The sequence below is a fragment of the Nocardioides solisilvae genome (assembly GCF_003194625.1).
GTDB lineage: Bacteria > Actinomycetota > Actinomycetes > Propionibacteriales > Nocardioidaceae > Nocardioides > Nocardioides solisilvae.
Map to the genome: position 1 here is coordinate 250,468 of NZ_QHKX01000003.1, position 21,102 is coordinate 271,569.

General features: G+C 72.9%; 19 protein-coding genes. 7 read left to right on the plus strand and 12 right to left on the minus strand.

All coding sequences use genetic code 11. The features are described 5' to 3' along the window. Positions 1–51 precede the first annotated feature (51 nt). The 4 genes from DNK53_RS12535 to DNK53_RS12550 all read right to left on the minus strand — a co-directional run bounded on the left by DNK53_RS12535 (position 52) and on the right by DNK53_RS12550 (position 5,328). Complete coding sequence (locus DNK53_RS12535) at positions 52–1,113, minus strand: hypothetical protein (RefSeq protein ID WP_110182676.1); 1,062 nt, start codon at positions 1,111–1,113, stop codon at positions 52–54. Positions 1,114–1,129: 16 nt separating this feature from the next. After that, complete coding sequence (locus DNK53_RS12540; RefSeq protein WP_110182677.1) at positions 1,130–2,323, minus strand: acyl-CoA dehydrogenase family protein; 1,194 nt, start codon at positions 2,321–2,323, stop codon at positions 1,130–1,132. A 144-nt stretch (positions 2,324–2,467) separates the two neighbouring features. Next, the gene (locus tag DNK53_RS12545) at positions 2,468–4,009 is read right to left on the minus strand and encodes an endonuclease/exonuclease/phosphatase family protein (protein WP_110182678.1); all 1,542 of its coding nucleotides are present in this window, start codon (positions 4,007–4,009) and stop codon (positions 2,468–2,470) included. A 158-nt stretch (positions 4,010–4,167) separates the two neighbouring features. Further along, positions 4,168–5,328, minus strand: coding sequence for an endonuclease/exonuclease/phosphatase family protein (locus tag DNK53_RS12550; protein ID WP_162599921.1), 1,161 nt, complete (start codon positions 5,326–5,328; stop codon positions 4,168–4,170). Positions 5,329–5,399: 71 nt separating this feature from the next. On the opposite strand from DNK53_RS12550, the gene DNK53_RS12555 reads away from it, so the two are divergent. Further along, positions 5,400–6,470 (plus strand): glycosyltransferase family 2 protein, encoded by a 1,071-nt coding sequence (locus tag DNK53_RS12555; protein WP_110182680.1) that lies wholly within the window; start codon positions 5,400–5,402, stop codon positions 6,468–6,470. Here the strand turns inward: DNK53_RS12555 and DNK53_RS12560 are convergent. The 5 genes from DNK53_RS12560 to DNK53_RS12580 all read right to left on the minus strand — a co-directional run bounded on the left by DNK53_RS12560 (position 6,445) and on the right by DNK53_RS12580 (position 11,309). Continuing rightward, a complete protein-coding gene (locus DNK53_RS12560) occupies positions 6,445–7,581 on the minus strand; it encodes a hypothetical protein (RefSeq protein WP_110182681.1) in 1,137 nt (378 codons plus the stop codon). The two genes, DNK53_RS12555 and DNK53_RS12560, sit on opposite strands and share 26 nt — an antisense overlap. Beyond that, positions 7,581–7,781, minus strand: coding sequence for a DUF6752 domain-containing protein (locus DNK53_RS12565; RefSeq protein ID WP_239456559.1), 201 nt, complete (start codon positions 7,779–7,781; stop codon positions 7,581–7,583). The genes DNK53_RS12560 and DNK53_RS12565 overlap by 1 nt, the downstream gene beginning before the upstream one ends. Positions 7,782–7,786: 5 nt before the next feature. Beyond that, entirely contained in the window at positions 7,787–9,346 is a 1,560-nt protein-coding gene (locus tag DNK53_RS12570) for a class I SAM-dependent methyltransferase (RefSeq protein ID WP_110182682.1), read from the minus strand. A gap of 8 nt (positions 9,347–9,354) precedes the next feature. Further along, positions 9,355–10,806 carry a phospholipase D-like domain-containing protein gene (locus DNK53_RS12575; RefSeq protein ID WP_162599922.1) on the minus strand — a complete coding sequence of 484 codons (1,452 nt, stop codon included), beginning with the start codon at positions 10,804–10,806 and terminating at the stop codon, positions 9,355–9,357. Positions 10,807–10,871: 65 nt separating this feature from the next. Then, the gene (locus DNK53_RS12580; RefSeq protein WP_110182684.1) at positions 10,872–11,309 is read right to left on the minus strand and encodes a hypothetical protein; all 438 of its coding nucleotides are present in this window, start codon (positions 11,307–11,309) and stop codon (positions 10,872–10,874) included. 77 nt (positions 11,310–11,386) lie between these two features. Between DNK53_RS12580 and DNK53_RS12585 the strand changes: the two genes are divergently transcribed. Genes DNK53_RS12585 through DNK53_RS12600 form a run of 4 tightly spaced genes read left to right on the plus strand, consistent with a single transcriptional unit; the run spans position 11,387 to position 14,729 of the window. Next, on the plus strand, positions 11,387–12,631 hold the full coding sequence (locus tag DNK53_RS12585) for a magnesium transporter MgtE N-terminal domain-containing protein (protein ID WP_110182685.1): 1,245 nt from the start codon (positions 11,387–11,389) through the stop codon (positions 12,629–12,631). Beyond that, entirely contained in the window at positions 12,628–13,215 is a 588-nt protein-coding gene (locus DNK53_RS12590) for a DUF1003 domain-containing protein (RefSeq protein ID WP_110182686.1), read from the plus strand. Before DNK53_RS12585 ends, DNK53_RS12590 begins: the two co-directional genes overlap by 4 nt. A gap of 11 nt (positions 13,216–13,226) precedes the next feature. Then, the gene (locus tag DNK53_RS12595; RefSeq protein ID WP_110183139.1) at positions 13,227–14,390 is read left to right on the plus strand and encodes an Mrp/NBP35 family ATP-binding protein; all 1,164 of its coding nucleotides are present in this window, start codon (positions 13,227–13,229) and stop codon (positions 14,388–14,390) included. Between the two features lie 18 nt (positions 14,391–14,408). Next, a complete protein-coding gene (locus DNK53_RS12600) occupies positions 14,409–14,729 on the plus strand; it encodes a sec-independent translocase (protein WP_110182687.1) in 321 nt (106 codons plus the stop codon). Positions 14,730–14,781: 52 nt separating this feature from the next. On the opposite strand, the gene DNK53_RS12605 is transcribed toward DNK53_RS12600, so the two are convergent. Continuing rightward, positions 14,782–15,336, minus strand: a complete 555-nt coding sequence (locus tag DNK53_RS12605; RefSeq protein ID WP_110182688.1) for a hypothetical protein — start codon at positions 15,334–15,336, stop codon at positions 14,782–14,784. A 59-nt stretch (positions 15,337–15,395) separates the two neighbouring features. After that, positions 15,396–16,697, minus strand: a complete 1,302-nt coding sequence (locus tag DNK53_RS12610) for a hypothetical protein (protein WP_110182689.1) — start codon at positions 16,695–16,697, stop codon at positions 15,396–15,398. A gap of 156 nt (positions 16,698–16,853) precedes the next feature. Between DNK53_RS12610 and DNK53_RS12615 the strand changes: the two genes are divergently transcribed. Next, entirely contained in the window at positions 16,854–17,684 is an 831-nt protein-coding gene (locus DNK53_RS12615) for a LysM peptidoglycan-binding domain-containing protein (RefSeq protein ID WP_110182690.1), read from the plus strand. Next, entirely contained in the window at positions 17,681–18,205 is a 525-nt protein-coding gene (locus tag DNK53_RS12620; protein WP_110182691.1) for an Rv3235 family protein, read from the plus strand. Before DNK53_RS12615 ends, DNK53_RS12620 begins: the two co-directional genes overlap by 4 nt. 16 nt (positions 18,206–18,221) lie before the next feature. On the opposite strand, the gene secA is transcribed toward DNK53_RS12620, so the two are convergent. After that, positions 18,222–21,062: a preprotein translocase subunit SecA gene (gene secA, locus DNK53_RS12625; RefSeq protein ID WP_110182692.1), complete on the minus strand. Its 2,841-nt coding sequence runs from the start codon at positions 21,060–21,062 to the stop codon at positions 18,222–18,224. Between the last annotated feature and the right edge of the window lie 40 nt (positions 21,063–21,102).

Here is a 21,102-nt window from a genome sequence, read left to right on the forward strand (position 1 = left end):
GTGCACACGCACTGTCAGCCGGGTTTCGTCGCCCCACCCGAGGGGCGGGGCTCAGGCGGAGGCGGCGGCCTCGGCCGCGCGAGCGGCGGCGCGCTCCTCCTCGTCGCGCCGGATCACGTCGGCGAGCAGGCCCGCGAGGCCGACGAGCGCCGCCTCGGTGACCTCGGCCTCCGCGACCGTCCCGGGGTCGATCCCCGGCACCTCGACCGGCTCCAGCTCGGCCCAGTCACCCACCAGCCGCACGCCCAGCTCCTGGAGGCCCGAGACCATCTCGGTCGCGTGCTCGCGCACCCAGGGGGCGACCGGCAGCCCGATCGAGGGCTCGTCGGACTTGCGGCCCGCCAGGATCGTCTTGGAGAGCAGGCCCTTGCGGAACGGGGTCCCGGTGGGGAACGGCAGGCCGTGCTCGTCGAGCAGCGCGTTGACCCGCCGCATCACCTGGGCCGACGCCGCCCCCAGCGACTCGTTCTGGGTGGGTGCCGGCGCGAAGCCGTCGGGGTCGGTGCCGAGCACGGAGGCGAACCGCTCCCACAGGAGGTTCCGGGGTGCCCCGGGGTGCGGCACGGTGAGCACCGTGACGTTCTCGGGGCCCACGGCCTCCCCCCAGGTGCGCGCCATCCGGACCAGGTTCTGCTGGCGCCAGAACGTGCGACCCGTCTCGGGCACCGGGGCGTCGGGGGCCCGGTGCCCGGGACGGAAGGCCACGATCCCGTCGAGGTACTCCTGCCACCCCCAGGTGCGGCCGTTCTGCAAGGTCTCCTGCCACATGGCGGCGATGGAGCGGTTGAGGTCGCGGGCCGTGATCACCACCTCGATCTCACCCGCGACCGTCTCCCGCACCCGGGCCGCGGCGGCCGGTCGGGCCGGGCCGAGGTACTCCATCGAGATCACCGAGGTGCCGGGGTGCGCCGACACCTTCGCGGCGTGCTTGTCCCACATCCGCCCCTCCCCCTCGAGGAGGTGCTTGGCGGCGTAGACCTGGCTGAGCCACTCACGGCCCGGCACGAGGACACCCCGCTCGCGCAGCATCGCCTTGTTGGCGAAGAGGCGCGACTGGATGAACGTCGTGCCGGACTTCATGGCTCCGACGTGGAGGACGAGACGGCCCGGCATGGTGGTGATCCTAGGCTCAGCGGAGCTTGTACTCCTTGAGCATGCTCCGGCCGATGATCATCTTCTGGATGTCGGAGGTGCCCTCGCCGATCAGCATGAAGGCGGCCTCGCGGTACAGGCGCTCGATCTCGTACTCCTTGGAGTAGCCGTAGCCGCCGTGGATCCGGAACGACGCCTCGACGACCTCGTTGCAGTACTCGCTGGCGAGCATCTTGGCCATCCCGGCCTCGACGTCGTTGCGCTGGCCGGAGTCCTTCTTGCGCGCGGCCTTGACCATCATCGTGTGGGCCGTCTCGACCTTGGTCGCCATCTCGGCGAGGCGGAAGAGGATCGCCTGGTGCTCGGCGATCGGCTTGCCGAAGGTCTCGCGCTGCTGGGCGTAGGCCGCACCGAGCTCGAAGGCCCGGTTGGCGATGCCGCAGGCACGGGCGGCGACGTTGACGCGGCCGACCTCGACGCCGTCCATCATCTGGTAGAAGCCCTGGCCCGGCTCGCCGCCGAGGATCTGGTCGGCGGAGATCCTGTGACCCTCGAAGATCATCTCCGTGGTGTCGATCCCCTTGTAGCCCATCTTGTCGATCTTGCCGGGGACGGTGACGCCCTGCGCGGTCTCGCCGAAACCGGGCTCCTTCTCCACCAGGAAGGTCGTCATGTTCTTGTAGACCGAGTCGGCACCCTCGTCGGTCTTGACCAGCACGGCCACCAGGGTGGAGGAGCCGCCGTTGGTCAGCCACATCTTCTGGCCGGTGATCTCGTAGCCCTCGTCCGTCTTCGTGGCCTTCGTCGTGATGGCCGAGACGTCGGAGCCGAGCGCGGGCTCGGACATCGAGAAGGCGCCGCGGACCTCGCCGGTCGCCATCCGGGGCAGGTACTTGCGCTTCTGCTCCTCGGTGCCGTGCTTCATCAGCATGTAGGCGACGATGAAGTGGGTGTTGATGACGCCGGAGACGCTCATCCAGCCGCGCGCGATCTCCTCCACGCACAGGGCGTAGGTCAGCAGCGACTCGCCGAGGCCGTCGTACTCCTCAGGGATCATCAGGCCGAAGATGCCGAGCTCCTTGAGGCCCTCGACGATCTCGGTGGGGTACTCGTCCGCGTGCTCGAGCTCGGTGGCGACCGGGAGGATCTTCTCCTCCACGAACGTCCGCACTGCCTTCAGGATCTCGGACTGGTCCTCGGTGAGGTCCTCGGTCTGGCAGAGGCGAGGCATGCGGGTGACTCCGTTCGTCGGGGGTGCGTCGCGCAGATGCTAACCGACCCCCGCGAGCGCGCCCGCAGGGTGCACGCACGACGGGCACGCCCCCGGGCGGGGGCCGTGCCCGTCGTGGCCGGGGCGCCGCGTCCCCCGGTCGGGTCAGCGCAGGGTGCGGAAGATCTCGCCGGCCTGCTTGAGGTTGAGCGGGCCGCGGCTCTCGGTGAGCCGGGTCTCGCGGGTGATGATCGACTTGCGCACCTGGCGGTTCACGTCGAGGCGCAGCGCCGGCTTGTTGCCGTCGCGGACCAGCATGAGCGTCGTGGGCCGGGCCTCGCGCGCCCACTTCTTGCTGCACGCCTTGCCGCAGCGGCGGACCCAGGAGCCCTTCTTCCCGGCGAGGGCCTTCTTGATCTTCCGCTCGTGGGCGGTCAGCTTGCCGGACCGGGTGGTGAGCTGGACCTTCACGCCGCGCTCCCCCGCCTTGACCAGCTCCCGGTAGAAGGCCGGGAGGGCCAGCCGGGTGGTCGCCAGCTGCACCTTGTCGCCGCGCTCGGCGTCCGCCAGGGGTTGCTGGAGGGCGCGCAGCACGGCCCGGCGCTGGGAGGCGTAGCCGGTCAGGTCGTTCTGCACCGTGGTGACGAGGCTCGCCGCGTCGACGGTCCAGGAGAAGCCGGCGACGACCGCCTTGTGGTCGGAGTTGAGCTCCACCGGGTAGTGGACGTCGGCCCTCAGCTGGTCGGTGCCCTTGAGGAAGACGTAGTCGATGATCGCGCCCTTACCGTCGTAGGTCGGGAACCGCGTGCCGAGCAGGTCGTACGTCGGCACCAGCCCCGCCTGCGTGAACAGGTCGCCGGCGTAGTCGCTGCCGAGGTGGTGCATGTTGAAGTCGCCGCCGACCAGCACCGGGCCGTGGTCGTCGAGCTGGTCGACGAGCACGGAGAGCGCCTGGACCCCGGGACGGCGCACGTCGGGCATCCCCTTGGTGAGCGGCGCCAGGTGGGCCGAGACGACCGAGATGACCCGCCCCTCCGGCGACTGGAGGGTGACCCAGTTGGCGGCGCGCCGGCCGAGCTCGGTCTGCTTGCCGCGCGGGATGCCGCGGTGGTCGGACAGCGTGTGGGTGCCGGCCTGCAGCGCCGTCCACCGGTCGGTGCGCCAGGCGACCGGGGTGGCGCCGGTGTACTGGCCCGGAGTGCGGAACATCGCGTAGCCCGGCGGCGGGGCCAGGTTGACGTCCTGGCGGAAGGCGACCTCGTTGTAGGTGATCACGTCGGGCGCCTGGGCGCGGACCGTGACGACGTCGCCCTGGAAGCCGACGACCGACTGGGGCGACTGCAGGTTGGCCTGGACGATCGTCACGTCGCTGCCGGTGACCGACGGAGGCAGCGTCGGCTCGGGGGTCGGGACGGGCGGGACCGTCGGCGACGGGGACTCCGTCGGGACCGGGGTCCCGGTGGGCGTCGGGTCGACGGACGGCGTGGGCGAGACCGTGTCGGTGGGCGACGGGACCGGCGAGGTCGGCGCCGTGCTGGTGGGCAGCGAGGCGGCGGCCAGCGGTGAGCCGGTCGCCGCACCCGCACCGGTCGCGACCAGGCCGGCGGACGCCCCGAGGACCCCCGCGGTGAGCGCGACCACCCCGACGGCGGCCGAGAGGCCGCGGGCTCGGCGGCGGGGCGGACTGGCGGGCGGGGCGGGGATCACGGGTGCTCCTCGGTGCTCGGAAGACGGCTGGCGGGAGCGTCGGGCCCCCGAACCACAGACATCACATCAGTCACAACAGCCACAGGGAACCCCTTCCCGCGAATTCCACCGGTGGAATTCGCGGCGGCCGGGGACCGGCAGTGACGTGCGTCGCACGCTCACTCCACGTGGGCGGTCGCGCTGATGAAGAAGTGGTCGCTGACGCGGCGGGCCACCGGCGAGGTGTCCATGCGGTAGTTGCTCCAGGTCATCCCGGTGCCCGCGACCCAGTCCACCGCGAGGTGGCCGCCCGGGGGCTGGCAGCCGTTGCCGTAGGAGCCGCCCTGCGGGGTCGTCATGCCCGCGGGACCCACGACCTGGCAGTAGAACTCCTGGCGGTCGTTCATGTCGCCGGTGAGGAGCACGGGGATCCCCTCGGCCTTGAGCCGGTTGACCACCCCGACGGTCGTGGCCTGGGCGCTGCGCCGCTCGGCCAGCGCACGGCCCTGCCCCGGGGACGGGTGCGTGTTGACGACGTAGAACTGCTGGCCCGTGAGCTTGTGCCGGAGCTTGACGATCGGCTGCGGCCGGGGTCGCCCCACGAAGGTGATGGTGTAGCTCTCGCCCGAGAGCATCTCGAACTTCGCCGGGTCCCACAGGATGGAGTTGTCGGTCTCCGCCGCACCCCACGCGAAGCCCGGGTAGGCCGCCATCCCCGTCATCGCCTGCAGCGCCCGCAGCTGGTCGTCCTGGAGCTCCTGGGTGCCCAGGACGTCGACGCCGTGGCCGCGGATGTAGCCCACCGCCTGGCCGTTGCGGACCGAGGCGGGCGGGAACCGGCGCCGTTCCCCGCCGGGGGCGGTGTGCTGGCTGCCCAGCACGTTGAAGGAGCCCACCACCATGGTGAAGGGCTCGCCCTGCATCTTCTCCGCGAGCTTGCGCGCCCGGATCCGCTCCCACCTCGCCTGGCGGGCGGCCTTGCGCTCGGCCAGCTGGGCCGGCGTCCACTCCTTGCGCCAGGGGCGCGGCCCGGTCTCGAACCGCAGCATGTCCGCGGTCCGCCGGTAGGTCTCGCGGGCGCGGGCGACCCGCTTCGCCGCCCGCGGGCGCAGGGTCCCGTCCGCCCGGACGGAGCGGTACGACGGGGCCTCGTCGGCCGCCCCCTCCCCGGTCCTGGCGCCGACGAGACCGGGGTCGGCGGTCGTCGAGCTCCCGCGGTCCTCGACGAGGACGGCGGCGAGGACGACGACGGCCAGGAGGCACACGGCAGCGAGGCCGGCCACCACCGCCCGGCTGACCGGGCTCCTGCCCCCTCGACCCCTGTGGCTCGGATCGGGCATGCGCGGGAGTTTACACAGCCGCGCGCCCGCCACCGAGTCGGCGACGACGTCCCCTTGGCTACCCTCCAGCCATGCTGCTCACGGCCTCCACCGTCCTCGACAGGCCCGCCAACGTGGAGCACTTCGTCCGCTCCAACCTGGCCCTGGGGGTCGACCACATGGTGGTCTTCCTGGACTCCCCCCGGGCGGAGGGCCAGGACGAGGTCCGCGCGTGGCTGGACTCGGTGCCGCAGGTCACCGCCGTCCCGGCCGGGCGGGACTGGTGGCGTGGCGAGCGGCCCGCCGGCCTGAACGTCCGTCAGCGGATCAACGCGAACGCCGTGGTGCGGGCGCTGGCCGACCAGCCGTGGGCCTCGTGGGTCTTCCACCTCGACGGCGACGAGGTCTTCGCCGGCGACCGGAGGGTGCTCGACGCGCTGCCCGCCACGACCGCCGCCGCGTGGTTGACCCCCCTCGAGGCCGTCAGCGAGCCCGACCCGCCGCGACGACCCGTCCGCTTCAAGCGGCTGCTGGACGACGCCGACCTCAACCTGCTGCACGTGCTGGGCGTGATCGGCGCGCCCACCAACGGGGCCTACTTCCACGGCCACGTGCTCGGCAAGTCGGGCGTGCGCCCCGCCTCCGGGCTCCGCCTGACCCTGCACGAGGCGGTGGACGCCGAGGGCGGGCTCGCCCCCCGGGCCGAGGACCCCGCGCTCCGGGTCCTCCACTACGACGCGGTCTCCGGAGCCGAGTTCGTGCGGAAGTGGACCGCCATGCTGGGCGCCGGCCCGGCCCGGTTCCGCCCCGACCGTGCCCCGGTGGCGGAGGCCCTGCGGGCCCTGGTCGGCCGGGACCTGCCGCCCGAGGTCGCCGAGCGGCACCTGCGCCGCATCTACGACGCCACGACGCGCGACGACGTGACGACGCTCGACGAGCTCGGGCTGCTCGTCGAGGTCGACCCGGCCCGCGGCGGGCACCGGCCCGCCCCCCTCGACGAGGCGCAGCGGGCCGCGCTGGAGGCAGGCCTCGCCCGGGTCGCGGCCGAGCCCAAGCGCGGCCTCGACGCCCAGAAGCGCAGGACCCGATCCGGTGCCCCCGCGTCGGAGGGTCGCCCGTCGCGCTGGGCGCGCGCCGTCAGCCGCCGGCGCGACGACGGCTGAGCCGGGAGCGTCGCCACAGGTGCCGGGCACCGGCCCGCACCCCCCTCGCGGAACCGGCCTCGGAGGCCGGACCCGACCCCTGCGGCTCGCTGCGCAACGTGCGCACGTCGTCGAGGAGCGTGCCGACCAGGTCGACGGCGACGCGGGCGACCTCGCTGTCGGTCACCGAGGCCGGCACGCGCCGGGGCTCCAGCTCGTCGGGGACCAGCAGGTGTCGGGCGTCGCCGTGCACGACGAAGCCGCCGCGGTCGAGCAGGTCGACGGCGCGGCGCCCCCTGGCCCGGCAGTCCTCGACCTGGTCGGGCTCGGGCCAGAACTTCTCCCCCGCTCGCGGGACCAGGCGCTCGTCGGCGAGGAAGGTGCGCAGGTACACGCCCTTGTCGAAGGCCCGCTCGAACGGGTGGTCGGAGCCCTGCAGCGACAGGTTGACCCGGCGCAGCGTCTCCGCTTCCACCACGCCCATCGAGGCGTTCGGGAAGGAGCGCGAGAGGTCGAAGGCCCGCGGGTCGACCCCGAGCAGGGCCGCGAACCGGTGCCAGATCTCCTCGCGGGCCGCGGACGGGTCCAGGGGCAGCACGTGGATCCGCTCCGGCGGCACGGCCTTGGCCCAGCGACCGAGGACCAGGGAGAGGTCGAGGGTGCGCCAGTCCCAGATCGCCTCGGGGCTCCGCGACTCCGAGCGGCCGTAGTCGGCCATCGGCCTCGTGCCGCCGTTCTTGAGGCTCTCCTGCCAGCTCGCGGTGAAGAGGCCCAGCGGCTCGCGGGCCGTCAGGACGACGTGCACCTCGGCCGGCGCGAGGGCCGCGACGGCCTCCCGGGCCTGCCTGCCGGACGCCGCGGCGAAGAACTCGTGGCTGACCAGGCCCGTGCCCGGTGCCTCGGCCAGCTCGTCGACCAGGCGGCGCCACGCGGTGGCGTGGTGCTCGGGATGACGGTGCAGGTGCGGGTCCTCCCGGACGACGCGCGAGGCCCAGAGGTGGTCCCGCCGCTCCCGACCCGGCACCACGACGCCTGCCTCGCGCAGCGCCTCGCGGTTGCTCCAGACGATGGTCTGCAGGTAGGACGTCGCAGTCTTGGGCAGCCCGATGTGGAGGAGGACCCGGTCGACCACTACAGGCTCTCGGTGAACCGGGCGATCGCCTGGCGGACCCGCTCCTCGTCGCGGTCGGCCATCGGGATGAGCAGCTCCTGCACCAGGTCGGTCAGCTCGGCCAGCCGCACGTGGTGCTGGCGCGCCTCGGCGAGGTCGGCCTCGAGGTCGGCCACCCGGCGCTCCAGCTCGGCGATCCTGGTGCCGCGCACCGCGTCCATCACGTTCACGGCCCCCACTCTGCCACGAGCCGGTCGACCCGGCCGTCCTCCCCGCCGCGCACGTCCTCCTCGAGGGTGACGCTGGTCGCGCCCCACCGCCGCCACTGCGCCTCCACGGCCACGGGGTCGACGGCGCCGATCCGCCACTCGCGCTCGGCGCTGGAGTCGCCGGCGTGGAACTCGGCGAGGACCAGACCGCCCGAGCGCAGCGACATCGAGCAGAAGCGGGCGAAGGACTCCCGCGCGAAGGCGTCCACCGCGTCGAGCAGGTTGCGCGCCAGCACCACCCGCGGTCGCGGGTCGCGGGCGAGCGCGGCGCCCTCGGAGAGCACCGAGCGCAGCTCCGCGAGGTTGAGGTACCTGCCCTCGAACGAGCCCGGGTAGGTCGCCGCCAGCTCCTGGGCCTGCTCGAGCAGCTCGGGCACGTAGTCGTAGGCGACGACGTCGACCCCCTCGTGGGCGACGTGCAGGGCGTCGCGGCCGGCCCCGGCCCCGACGTCGAGGACCTGCGCGCCACGCGCGCGGGCCTCCTGCACGCCGAGCCGGGCCAGCTTGGAGGCACGGGGCGAGAGCGTCTCGTCGAACCGGCGCAGGTAGCGGCGCTGCCACTGCTTCTCGTTGACCCGCAGGCCGCGGAACCAGTCGTTGAGCGCCCTCGAGGTCCGCTCCGGGGTGGTGAACTGGAAGGCAGGGTCGGGAACCTGCCAGGAGGGGCCGTACATGGCCTCGAGGAGCTTCTCGGGGCGCGCCGGGACGGGCAGGGGCCGCCCTTCCAGCGTCGCGGTGCCGAGCGGGTGGATCCACTCCTCCTCGAACTCCACCCCCACCTCGCCCATGAGGTAGAGGCGGCCGCCGGAGAAGAAGCCGCCGAAGACGTCGAGACCCCGGACGACGTCGCCCTCGGGCACCTCGATCTTGAACGCCGCCCCGCTGTAGCGCTGGGTGGCGTAGCCGAGGGCCACCACCTCGCGCTGCAGGCGGAACGACTCGCGGCAGACGTCCACCGGGTCGGTGCACCGGCTCACGTAGGCGACGTCCGCGTCGGAGTCGTGACCCAGCACGCGCCCTTCCCGGACCGCCCCCAGCAGCGTGCCGTAGGCGAGGAACGGCTCGGCACCGGCCGTGCGCAGGACCCCGAGGACCTCCTCGGTGGCGTCCACCAGGGCTCCGATGTCCTCGCCGCTGCGGCTGTCGAAGGTGGGGACCAGCCGGCCCGACTTGTCGAGGCCGACGGCGAAGCCCTTGCGGTTGACGACCCGGACGGGCTCCTCGGAGGTGCCGAACGCCACCTCCTGGCTCCAGAGCACCTCGGCGGTGGCGGAGTCGCGCACCGTGAGCAGGGTACGGCCGTCGAGGAACTTCTGGAGCGGCACCGGCCACCCCACCGACCGTCGCCGGCCCCGGGACCCGGCGGCCTCGGTGTCCCGGCGCACCCAGAACGACCAGACGCGCTGCTCGCCGAAGAGCACGTCCACGGCCCGGTCGTCGGGTGCGGTCAGGGTGATCCCGGTCTCGTCGACGGCGAGGACGCGCGGGGCGTCGTCCGCCCGCTGCGGCTCGTCCATCGGGAGGCTCAGTCCAGGTCCATCTTGGCGTAGGGGTCGACGCCGGGGACCAGCTCGTCGTCCTCGTCGAGGAGCATGTCGGGGGTGTGGATCGGGCCCGTGCCGATCACGGCGTCCGCGCCGTCGCCTGCCAGGGCGTCCCGCCGCCTGGCGCTCGTCGGGAAGTTCTCGAACCAGTAGTCGATGTGCTCGGCGTACTGCTTGGCGAGCTTCTTGTCCCAGTAGATGCCGACGTTCTCGTCGGAGCTGGCACCCATGCCGGACCAGTTGGCGGAGCCGTTGAGGACGACGGCGTTGGCCTTCTTCTTCTTGACGTTGCCGATGATCGACATCGCCTTGAGGTGGAAGTACTTGTCGAACTCGCCGTCGCCGTTGCGGTCGATCACGAGGTGCTTCATGGGCACCGGGCCGCGGCCGTTCTTGGCGCGCAGGACCTGACCCACGTCGACGCCCTTGATCGTGTAGCCGATCCGGATGTCGCAGCCCTGCTCCCAGAGGTTGCGGAGCTTGTTGGCGATGCGCAGGCCGCGCGCGTTGCGGATCACGTCGGGGGCGATCCGGATCTGGGTGCGGCCGTTGGCGGTGTTCTTGGCCCCGCGGCACTTGGTCATCCGCAGCAGCCGGAGCACCGGGTCCTTGGCGGCCGTGCCGATGAGCGGGTGGAAGATCAGGTGGCTGTTGCCGCCCTTCCACTCCTGGTAAGGCTCGGGGACCGGGACGTCGTTGGCCATCTCGTCGAAGATCTGCTTCGCGAACATGTAGGGCGCTCGGCGGTTCACCGTGGTGTAGATGTCGTTCCACTGGTTCACGGCGGCGGCGTGGGTGATGTTGGCGGACCCCTGGATGAGGACGTGCTTGGCCCGGCCGATCTTGCTGAACAGGAAGAACTTGCTGTGCGCCTGGCCGCTCTCGCCCCGGCACGAGGCGATGCAGGTCTTCGCCCAGCTCTGCCGGTGCGCGGGCTTCTGGGCGTTGACGGCGGCCATCCCGGCCAGCAGCTCGTTCCAGACCTCGTTCTCGATGGCGGCCGCGTTCTCGTCGGCCATGAGGACGCGGAGCACGGCGCCGCGGCGCTGTGCCCTGAGGAGCGCCCGCACCACCGGGCGCGACATGACGTTCCAGCTCATCACGCGGATCCGCGTGCCGCTGCGCGAGGCGTCCATCATCTTGATGATCTTGCGGTTGATCGCGTGCTGGTCGCGCCCCTTGCCGATGGCGGTGTTGAAGGTGACCCCGCTGCTCGGCTTGAACGTGCGGCGCCACTTCTTCTTGTCCTTCTTGCGCAGCTTGCGCGCGGGCAGGGCCAGGGCTCCGGCCTGGACCGACGCGGCCGTCTGCGCGGACGCGGCGACCACCGGGGACGACTGGACGGTCCCCGGGAGCGCGGAGCCGGGAGCGGCCGGGGTCAGGCTCAGTGCCACGGCCAGGGTGAGGGCCGCGGTCATCCGCCGGTGCAGCATCAGGTTCCTCTCGGGAGGGGCGTGGTGCGGGGTGTCACGGGCCGGTCGTCCGGCCCACCGGGGGATCAGCCCCGGCACTTCGCGACCGACGAACGGTACCGGGCGTCCTCGTCCAGCGGCGACTTCGCGACCCGGACCTTCCCGCCCGCGACGCCGAAGAAGCGGTCGTCGTGGCGCAGCAGCGTCTGCCCGGAGGAGCAGTCCAGGGCGTCCTTGGCGACGAAGCCCTCCTCGCCGGTGCACCCGTCGTAGCCGCGCGGGATCGTCGCGCCGCGGACCCACACCTCGGCGCAGGCGGGGGCGTCCGGGTCGGCCGACGGGGAGGCGGACGGGGACGCGGACGCGCTGCCCGGGTCGCTCGCGGACGGCGAGGGGGTCGCCGTGGCGGTCCCGCCCTCGTCCTCGCCGCAGCCCGCCAGGAGCGCCAGCGCGAGCGCGGCGACGCCTGCCGCCGCGCGGAGGCGGCGGGTGGGTGGGCAGGTGCTGGGGTCCCCGAGTCGCATGCCGCCAGCCTAGCCCGTGGCCGACCCTCCCCCGCGCTTCAGCGCCACGGCGGTCCGGCGCCGGTACCGTGACGCCCGTGAGCACCGCCCAGACCCGCGTCTACGTGGCCCGACTCGTCGGGCTGCCGATCTTCGACCCCCAGGGGGACCAGGTCGGCAAGGTGCGCGACGTCGTGGTCGCGGTGCGGACCGAGAGCAGTCCCCCGCGGGTGCTGGGCCTCGTCGCGGAGGTCTTCGGCCGCCGGCGGATCTTCGTCCCGATGACCCGGGTCACCCACATCGACCCGGGGCGGGTGCACACGACGGGCCTGCTCAACATGCGCCGCTTCGAGCAGCGGGCCACCGAGACGCTGGTGATGGCGGAGATGCTCGACAAGACCGTGCGGGTCGTGCCGACCGGGGTCGAGGGCGTGGTCTACGACGTCGCGATGGAGCAGGCGCGCACCCGGGACTGGCTGGTGAGCCGCGTGGCCGTGCGTGAGCCGTCGCGCAGCTTCCGTCGCCGCGGCCAGACCTACATCGTCGACTGGCGGGACGTCGAGGGGCTCACCCGGCGCCAGGACACCCAGCCCGCGACCCAGCTGATCGCGGCGATCTCGGAGATGCGGCCCGCCGACGCGGCCCACGTCATCCACGACCTGCCCGAGGAGCGGCGCAGCGCCGTGGTCGCGGCCATGGACGACGAGCGGCTCGCCGACGTCCTCGAGGAGATGCCCGACGAGGACCAGGTGCAGATCGTCGAGCGGCTGAGCTCCCAGCGGGCCGCCGACGTCCTCGAGGAGATGTCGGCCGACGACGCGGCCGACCTCATCGCCGACCTCCCCCCGGAGACCGCCGCCACCCTGCTGGCGCTGATGGAGCCCGACGAGGCCGAGGACGTCAAGCGGATGCTCTCCTACGCCGAGCAGACCGCCGGCGGCATGATGACCCCGGAGCCCGTCATCCTCCCGCCGAGCGCGACGATCGCCGACGCGCTGGCCCACGTGCGCAACCCCGACCTCACGCCCTCGCTGGCCGCCCTGGTCTTCGTCTGCCGGCCGCCGCTGGAGACCCCGACCGGACGCCTGCTCGGCGCGGCCCACATCCAGCGGCTGCTGCGGGAACCGCCCTCGACCCTGGTCGCCGCGGCGATCGACGACTCCCTCGACCCGCTGCGCCCGGGGGCCCGGATCGAGGACGTCGCCGCCCACCTGGCGCTCTACAACCTGGTCGCGGCGCCCGTCGTCGACGACGAGGGGCGCCTCCTCGGCGTCGTCACGGTCGACGACCTGCTCGACCACCTGCTCCCGGAGAACTGGCGCGACAGGGCGGTGCGGCGATGAGCGACACCCGGGGCCCCCAGTACCGGCTGGACACTCCCCTCGAGGGACGGCGGGGGCTGCGACCGCGCCGCGGCTACGACTCCGACTCGTTCGGCGTCTTCGCCGAGCAGTTCGCCCGGTTCATGGGCACGGCCCGGTTCCTGCTCTACATGACCGCCTTCGTCGTGGTCTGGATCGGCTGGAACTGGCTCGCGCCGCCCGAGCTGCGCTGGGACGACTACCCCTTCATCTTCCTGACGCTGATGCTCAGCCTGCAGGCCTCCTACGCGGCCCCCCTCATCCTGCTGGCGCAGAACCGCCAGGAGAACCGCGACAAGGTGCTCGCGGAGCAGGACCGCCGGGTCAACGCCCAGTCGCAGGCCGACATGGAGTTCCTGTCCAGGGAGATCGCCTGGCTGCGGATGTCGGTGGGCGAGGTCGCCACCCGTGACTTCATGCGCTCCGAGCTGCGCCAGCTGCTCGGCGAGCTGCAGGAACGCGACGAGCGGGACGACCGGGAGCGGGACGACCGGGAGCGCGACGAGCGGCAGCGCGGCGACGAGGGGCGGACGGCCGACGACGGGGTCCCACCAGCGACGAACTAGGCTTGACCTCCATGAGCACCATCAGCCTCGAGCAGGTCAACGCCGCGCTGGCGACCGTCCAGGACCCGGAGATCAAGCGGCCCATCACCGACCTCGGGATGGTGGACAGCGTCGAGCTCGGCGCCGACGGCTCCGTGGCCGTGACGGTGCTGCTCACCGTCGCCGGCTGCCCCCTCAAGGACACCATCAACCGGGACGTGACCGCGGCCGTCTCGGCGGTCCCCGGCGTGACCGGCGTGGACCTCACCCTGGGCGTGATGAGCCCGGAGCAGCGCAGCGCCCTGGGCGACACGCTGCGCGGCGGCCAGGCGCAGCGCGAGATCCCCTTCGCCCAGCCCGGTTCGCTCACCAAGGTCTACGCGATCGCCAGCGGCAAGGGCGGCGTGGGCAAGTCCTCGGTCACGGTCAACCTCGCCCTCTCGCTGGCGCAGCAGGGGCTCAAGGTGGGCGTCGTCGACGCCGACATCTACGGCCACTCGGTGCCGGCGATGCTGGGCGTCGCCGACACCCGCCCGACCCAGGTCGACGACCTGATCATGCCCGTGCCCACCGCCTCCGGCGTCTCGGTCATCTCGATCGGCATGCTGAAGCCGCGCCGCGACCAGGTCGTCGCCTGGCGCGGCCCGATGCTCGACCGGGCGCTCGTGCAGATGCTCGCCGACGTCTACTGGGGCGACCTCGACGCGCTCCTGCTCGACCTGCCGCCCGGCACCGGCGACGTCGCCATCTCGCTCGGCCAGCACCTGCCCAACGCCGAGGTGGTCGTCGTCACCACCCCGCAGGAGGCGGCGGCCGAGGTCGCCGAGCGCGCCGGCACGATGGCGTCGATGATGCACCAGCGCGTCGTCGGGGTCGTCGAGAACATGGCCTACCTCGCCTGCCCGCACTGCGCGGAGGAGGGCAAGGAGCACCGCCTGGAGGTCTTCGGCTCGGGCGGCGGCGAGCGGGTGGCCCGCACCCTCGGCGAGCGGTTCGGGTACGACGTCCCGCTGCTCGGCTCGATCCCGCTCGACCTCTCCCTGCGCGAGGGCGGCGACGTGGGCAAGCCGATCGTGGAGGCCGACCCGACGTCGCCGGCCGCCGTGGTGCTGCGCCAGGTGGCCGAGAAGCTGGGCGGTCGCGGGCGCGGGCTCGCCGGGATGCAGCTGGGGCTCACGCCCACCAGCAAGTTCTGAGCCGTGTAGGTTCTCCCCGTGTTCGGAGTCGGCCTGCCAGAGATGGCGGTGATCGCGTTCGTCGCGGTCCTGGTCCTCGGCCCCGACCGGCTCCCCGAGCTCGCCCGCCAGGCCGGGGCGCTCGTCCGCAAGGGCCGGGCGCTGGCCGACTCCGCGCGTGACGACCTGCGCCAGGAGCTGGGTCCGGAGTTCGCCGACCTCGAGCTGCGCGACCTCGACCCGCGCGCGATCGTCCGCAAGCACATCCTCGAGGCGATGGAGGACGAGCCGACCGGGCCGGCCGGACGAGGCGTCCTGGCCGCCGGCGAGCGGCCGCCCTACGACGACGAGGCCACCTGACCCGAGCCCGGACCGGGCCGGCGGGGACGGGACGGCAGAAGGGGGCTCGAGGTCACCACCGGGCGGTTCCCACCTCTCCCGCCACGACCGGCCGCACGCCCACCAGATGGGCGAGCGCGACCAGCCGGCTCCCGGCTCCGTCCAGCTCGAGGAAGTCGGCGCCCACCCGCCGCACCGTCCCCTCGTGCCGCGAACCGTCGGCCGTCACGACGACGACGGTCTCGGACTCGTCGGAGAGCCGGCGCAGGACCGAGGCGAGGCCCAGCCGGTCGACCGGTGACCACGCGACCTCGGGCAGGGCCCGGTCGGAGACGCCCCGCACCGAGGTGATCGCGGCGGTCCGCAGCCACCAGGTGCCCTGGAGCGATCCCAGCTCGCACCAGCCGGGTCCGACCCGCGCGACCTCGCCGCGCAGGTGGCCGACGGCGAGCACGTCGACCTCGACCACCCCGCCGACCGTGGCCATCAGGCGCGCGTCGAGGGTGACCGCGGCGTACTCCGTCCGCGCCCGGTCGGCCACCTCGGCGGCGCGCTCGCGGTGCTGGAGGGCCTCGGCCTGCGCCTCCAGGTCCTCGAGCACCTCGAAGAGCTCCTCGTCCCCCGTCACAGCGCCGCAGACTACTCCGTGCGGCGCCGGGCGCCGGCCGGCCGGGCCGGCCGGCCTCGTCAGCGCTCGCACTTCTGCTTCTTCTCGGCCCGGCACAGGTCGCTCCCGGCCCAGCCGTCGGCCTCGTCGCGGCCCCGACCGCCGCGGAGCACGTCGTCCCCGAGGCTGCCACGGATGACGTCGTGGCCGCGACCGCCGTGGAAGACGGCCCGCGCCGTCCGCTTGCAGTCGCTGAACGTGAACACCTCGAAGAGCCAGTCCGAGATCCGGGTGATGCTGTCGGCCCCCCGGCGACCGCTGGCCCGCAGCTCGCACCCGGTCAGCACGAGGTTGTCCGCCCCGACGGTCCCCTTCAGCGTGGCCCGCTGGGCGACCGCCTGGACGCCCTCGAAGCCACCGATCGTTCCCTCGACGGCCCCTTCCTCCTGGTCGAAGTGGACGGTGCCGGCGGCGAGGTCGATCGCGAGGTCGTCCGTCGGGGAGACGACGAAGGCGAAGTCCTGGCCCGCCCCGCCTCGGTAGTCGTCCCCGACCGTCGCCTCGTACAGGTGCAGGGCGTCGTCGCCGCCGGCCAGGTCGATCGAGCGCGGAGCGCCGTCGTACTCACGGTAGAAGACCACGCGCTCCGGTCGGTCGCTCCCGCGGAAGGCGAAGGCCGACGGCGACTTCCAGAGCTCGAAGGTGTCGAAGCCGGCCCACCGCGCCCAGGGGCTGCCCCCGCGCAGCGCCGTCCCGGCGGCGGCGTCGAGGTCGAGCGCGACCCCTTCCTCCTCGAACGAGAGCAGGTTGTCACCGGGACCACCGTCGACCGGGGTTCCGGTGAGCACGCTCCCCTGCAGCCGGACACCGTCGTCTCCCCGACCGAGGAGCACCGTGTCGCCGTTGGGAAGACCGTGCGTCCCGGTGGTGACGTGGTCGTCGCCGCGGCCGGTGTCGACGACGTCGTCCTCCGCCGAGCCGGGGGCGTCGGCGACCACCCCGTCGTGCGACGAGCCTCCGACGAAGCGGTCGCTGCCGGCGCCCAGGTCGATCGTGCCGTAGTGGCTCCCCGGTACCTGTGTCGTGTCGACGACGTCGTCACCGGCCCCGGCGTCGACCGTGAACATGTTGCTGCCGGCGGCCTTGACCATGCAGACGAGGTCGTCCCCGCCGAGGGTGCGCACCCGGGCGTCCGAGCCGGCCACGACGACGTCGCGGCCCTCGGTGCCGACCACCTCCTGTGCGGCGGAGACGATCGTGGCGGGCTCGCCCTGGCAGGTGGCGGGCAGCGCGGCACCCGCTGGCGGCAGGCTCACGGGCGCGGCGACGACCAGCGCGGTCAGCGTGGTCAGGGCCAGGGCGGAAAGGGGTCGAGGGTTCATCGGGACCTCCGGGTCGACGGGGTTCTTCGTCTCGTGGGAGTCGTGCCACGCCAGGAAAGTTGCCCGGAGATTGTCGTCCCACCCCTGTGGACGACCACGCGAACCTGCTGTTCAAGCCGCTACGTTAGGCAAACGCACGCAAACGAAAGGTTCGTGATGACGGACTCGGGATCCCGTCCGGCCGCCGCCAGGTGCCTGGTGGTCTGGCTGGCCGCGACCGCCGCGGTGGGAGGCGGCGGCCGCCTCTGCGCCCGACCGCTGGTCGACCTTCCGGGGCGAGCCCGCGAGCTGTTGGCCCCGGGGCGCTTCGAGGACCTCGTCGTCGTCCTCGGCGCCGCGGCCGGCGTGGTCGCGCTGGCCTGGCTCTGGCTGGTCGCGACCGGCACCGTGCTCGCCGCGCTCCGGGGCCGCCTCCCCACGCCGGACCGCGTCGGCACCCTCCGCCGTGCCGTCCTGGTGCTGTGCGGCGTGGCCCTCACCACGACGCTGGCGGGGCAGGCCCACGCGACCGACGGCCAGGACCTGTCGGGTCTCCCCTACCCCGACCGCCCGTCGGTCGCCGCCACGACCGGCGGCGCCGCACACCCGGGCGCACCGACCACCACGGACCCCGGCGCGGATGCCGACGCACGTCCCGAGGCGACCGCTCGACCTGTCGCCGGCGCCACGGCGAAGCCTGTCGCGTTGGCTCCGCCCGACCGGGCGGGCGGCCGGGCCGGCACCCACGTCGTCGCCCCGGGCGAGACCCTCTGGGGCATCGCCACCGCCACGCTCGCGCCCGGGGCCCCGGTGGACCTCGTCGACGTCCGCTGGCGGGAGATCCACCGGCTCAACCTCGCGGTGGTCGGCGACGACCCGCACCTCATCCGTCCGGGTCAACGACTCGTGCTGCCCGATGCCGGGCCCACGCCGGGCCAGTCCCGCCCCAGCCAGTCCCGCCTCAGCCAGTCCAGCCCGCACCGATCCAGCCAGGGAGACCCGTCATGAGCAGCCGACCCAGCGCCACCGGCGCGACCCTCACGCGCCTGCCCGCCCGCACCCCGATCGCGACGGTCCAGGGGACCCTGGCGCTCGAGCTGGTCCCCCTGCTGGACCCGCCGGTGCCCGGCGCCCGACCGGGGCTGCCCGGCGCCGACCTGGTCGAGGTCGACCCGGCGGCGCGTCGTGGGATCCACCGGTGGGTCAGCGGCTACGTGCAGGCGGCGGTCGAGGTCGTGGCGGGAGACCGTCCCGCGGCCCAGCTGCACCGGTGGACGAGGCGGGACGTCCACCAGGACCTGGCGCGCCGGGCAGACCTGGTCGCCCGTGCGGGCGGCCACGTGCCGGGGCAGGGCCGCCGTCGCGGGCTGGCCCAGTCGCAGGTCGCGGCCGTGCGTCTCAGCTTCCTCGACGCCGGCGTGGTCGAGGCCTCGGCCCGGGTCCGCCACGGCGAGCGCTCGCGCGCCGTGGCGGCCCGGTTCGAGACCTTCCGGGGGCGGTGGGTCTGCACTGCCCTCGAGTTCTGCTGACGACCCGTCGGCCGGCTCAGCCGTTGGCGCGCGCGGTCAGGCCGGTCGGCCCGCCCGGCGCCCCGTGGCACTTCTTGAACTTCTTGCCGGACCCGCAGGGGCAGTCCGCGTTGCGGCCCACCCCGGCGAAGGGGTCCTCGGACGCGGGGTCGGCCGAGACCTCGACGTCCCCGTCCTCCGAGGGGGCGGAGTAGGTGAGGCGCTGCGGGCGCGACGGCTTCTCCAGGCCCTTGGCCCGGACGCTCGGCGCGTGCGCCGCGGCCGCCTCCATGTCGATCGGTCCCGCCGGGGCGACGGCCGGCTCGACCGGCTCGCCCTCCGGGGCGTCGGGAGTCACGTCGACGTCGGAGCCGTCGTCCTCCTCGACCTCGACCTCGAGGTTGAACAGGAAGCCGACCGACTCCTCCTTGATGGCATCCATCATGACCGCGAACATGTCGAAGCCCTCGCGCTGGTACTCCACCAGGGGGTCGCGCTGCGAGTAGGCCCGCAGGTAGATGCCCTCGCGGAGGTAGTCCATCTCGTAGAGGTGCTCGCGCCACTTGCGGTCGAGCACGGAGAGCACCACGCGCCGCTCGAGCTCGCGCATGACCTCGTCGCCCACCTCGTCCTCGCGGCGGTCGTAGGCGGCCTGGGCGTCGGCCCGGAGCTCCTCCAGGAGCATCTCGCGGGTGAGGTTGGCCCGTCCGCCGGCCCTGGTCTCGAGCTCCTCCAGGGTGACGGACATGGGGTAGAGCTGGCCGAGCGCCGTGCCCAGCGCGGCGAGGTCCCACTCCTCGGCGTACTCCGCCGTGGCCGCGTTGACGTACGCCGTCACGACGTCGTCGATGAACGTGCGGATCTGCTCCTCGAGGTCGGCCCCCTCGAGCACCCGGCGACGCTCGGCGTAGATGACCTCGCGCTGGCGGTTCATCACGTCGTCGTACTTGAGGACGTTCTTGCGGGACTCGAAGTTCTGCGCCTCGACCTGGCCCTGGGCGCTGGCGATGGCACCCGTGACCCGCTTGTTCTCGATCGGGACGTCGTCGGGCACCTTGAGGACCTGGAGCACCCGGTCGACCCAGTCGGACTTGAAGAGCCGCATGAGCTCGTCCTCGAGGGAGAGGTAGAAGCGGCTCTCGCCGGGGTCGCCCTGACGGCCCGAGCGGCCGCGCAGCTGGTTGTCGATGCGGCGGGACTCGTGGCGCTCGGTGCCGATGACGTAGAGGCCGCCGAGGGCCTTGACCTCCTCGTGCTCGGCGGCGACCTGCGCCTTCGTGCGCTCGACGGCGGCGGGCCACTCGGCCTCGTAGGCCTCGGCAGTCTCCCCCGTCGGCTCGAGGCCCTTGGCGCGCAGCTCCTGGTCGGCGAGGAACTCCACCGAGCCGCCGAGCATGATGTCGGTGCCGCGGCCGGCCATGTTGGTGGCCACCGTGACGGCGCCCTTGTGGCCCGCCAGCGCGACGATCTTGGCCTCGTCGGCGTGGACCTTGGCGTTGAGCACCGTGTGCGGCACGCCCTTGGCGCGCAGGGCGCGGGAGAGCTTCTCGGACTTCTCGACCGAGACCGTGCCCACCAGGATCGGCTGGCCCTTGGCGTGCCGCTCGGTGATGTCCTCGACGACGGCGTCGAACTTCGCCTCCTCGGTGCGGTAGACGAGGTCGGCCTGGTCGATCCGGGACATCGGCTTGTTGGTCTCGATCGGGACCACGCCGAGCTTGTAGATCTTGTCGAACTCGCTGGCCTCGGTCATCGCCGTGCCGGTCATGCCGGAGAGCTTGTCGTAGAGGCGGAAGTAGTTCTGCAGGGTCACGGTCGCGAGGGTCTGGTACTCCTCGCGGACGGTGACGCCCTCCTTGGCCTCGATCGCCTGGTGCAGGCCGTCGTTGTAGCGCCGCCCGGCCAGCATGCGACCGGTGTGCTCGTCGACGATCAGGACCTCGCCGTCGATGACGACGTACTCCTTGTCGTTGCGGAACAGCTCCTTGGCCTTGATGGAGTTGTTCATGAACGAGATGAGCGGGGTGTTGACCGAGTCGTACAGGTTGTCGATCCCCAGGTGGTCCTCGACCTTGGTGATGCCCGGCTCGAGGACGGAGATGGTCCGCTTCTTCTCGTCGACCTCGTAGTCGACGTCGCGCTCGAGCCGGGCCGCGATCCGCGCGAACTCGGCGTACCACTGCACCTCGTCCTGGGTCGGGCCGCTGATGATCAGCGGGGTCCGGGCCTCGTCGATGAGGATGGAGTCGACCTCGTCGACGATGGCGAAGTGGTGGCCGCGCTGGACGCAGTCCTCCAGGGCGTCGGCCATGTTGTCGCGCAGGTAGTCGAAGCCCAGCTCGTTGTTGGTGGCGTAGGTGATGTCGCAGCGGTAGGCCTCGCGCCGCTCCGCCGGGCGCATCGAGGGCAGGATCACGCCGGTCGTCAGGCCGAGGAAGCCGAAGATGCGGCCCATCATCTCGGACTGGTAGCGGGCGAGGTAGTCGTTGACGGTGACCACGTGGACGCCCTTGCCGGTGAGCGCGTTGAGGTACGCCGGCAGGGTCGCGACCAGCGTCTTGCCCTCACCGGTCTTCATCTCGGCGATGTTGCCCAGGTGGAGGGCCGCGCCGCCCATGAGCTGGACGTCGTAGTGCCGCTGGCCCATCACCCGCTTGGCCGCCTCGCGCACCGTGGCGAACGCCTCGGGCATGAGGTCGTCGAGGGGCTCGCCGTTGGCGAGCCGCTCCTTGAGCTCGGTGGTCATGCCGCGCAGCTCGTCGTCCGTCATCGCGACGAAGTCGTCCTCGATGGCGTTGACGGCCTTGGCGACCCCCTGGAGCTGGCGGACGATCTTGCCTTCGCCGATGCGGAGGAGCTTGTCGATGATGGCAGGCACGTGCAGGAACTCCTGGGTTCGACGGAAGAGACGCGTGGTC